The sequence below is a fragment of the Rhodococcus sp. 14-1411-2a genome (assembly GCF_002259485.1).
GTDB lineage: Bacteria > Actinomycetota > Actinomycetes > Mycobacteriales > Mycobacteriaceae > Rhodococcoides.
Window position 1 is genome coordinate 2369 of record NZ_NPGA01000002.1, and the last position, 1388, is coordinate 3756.

1 protein-coding gene is annotated in these 1388 nt (G+C 66.4%); it reads left to right on the top strand.

Features of this window, described 5'->3' with window-relative positions; translation table 11 throughout:
• Positions 1-1388: ATP-binding protein (locus CH291_RS00075; RefSeq protein ID WP_094686410.1), on the top strand; the 1388-nt coding region annotated here is incomplete at both ends.

Sequence of the window (1388 nt, forward strand, 5' to 3'; positions counted from 1 at the left end):
CCCTCGGTCCCCGGCACCTCCGAACCGGTCAAAGACGCCGACGAAATCCTCGCCTTCGTCGACGAACACGGCCTGCCGATCGCGATCAAAGCCGCGTTCGGTGGCGGCGGCCGCGGCATGAAAGTCGCCCGCACCCGCGAGGAAATCCCCGAACTGTTCGACTCCGCCACCCGCGAAGCCGTCGCCGCGTTCGGGCGCGGAGAATGCTTCGTCGAGCGCTACCTCGACAAGCCCCGCCACGTCGAAGCGCAGGTCATCGCCGACCAACACGGCAACGTCATCGTCGCCGGCACCCGCGACTGCTCCCTGCAACGCCGCTTCCAGAAACTCGTCGAAGAAGCACCCGCCCCGTTCCTCACCGACGCCCAACGCAAAGAAATCCACTCCAGCGCCAAAGCCATCTGCCTCGAAGCCGGCTACTACGGTGCCGGCACGGTCGAATACCTCGTCGGACAAGACGGCCTCGTGAGCTTCCTGGAAGTGAACACCCGCCTGCAGGTCGAGCATCCCGTCACCGAGGAAACCTCCGGCATCGACCTGGTGCTGCAGCAGTTCAAGATCGCCAACGGTGAAGAACTGTCCATCACCGACGACCCCGAACCCCGGGGGCATTCGTTCGAGTTCCGGATCAACGGCGAAGACGCCGGACGCGGCTTCCTACCCGCCCCCGGACCGGTCACCACCTTCCGTGCGCCGTCGGGACCCGGTGTGCGCGTCGATTCCGGTGTCGAATCCGGCTCGGTGATCGGTGGACAGTTCGACTCGATGCTCGCCAAGCTCATCGTCACCGGCGCGACCCGCGAGGAAGCCCTCGCCCGTTCACGTCGAGCACTCGCCGAATTCGACGTCCAAGGACTTGCGACGGTGATTCCGTTCCACGCCGCGGTGGTCTCCGATCCGGCGTTCATCGGCGACGGCGACTCCTTCGACGTCCACACCCGCTGGATCGAAACCGAATGGGACAACCAGGTTCCCCCGTTCACCGCCGGACAACCCATCGACGACGAGGAAGTCCTGCCGCGGCAGTCCGTCGTCGTCGAGGTCGGTGGCCGCCGCGTCGAGGTCTCGTTGCCCGGGGAACTGTCCCTCGGCGGCGGTAACGGCGGCGGGCCCGCCGGCGCGGTGCGGCGTAAACCCAAAGCTCGTACCCGCGGCGGTGCGGGAGCAGGCACGGCATCCGGAGACGCGGTCACCGCACCCATGCAGGGCACCGTGGTCAAAGTCGCCGTCGACGAAGGCCAAACCGTCGACGCCGGTGACCTCATCGCCGTCCTCGAAGCAATGAAAATGGAAAACCCCGTCAACGCCCACAAAGCAGGCACCATCACCGGCCTGACCGTCACCGCAGGCGACGCCATCACCCAAGGCACCGTCCTCGCAGAGATCAA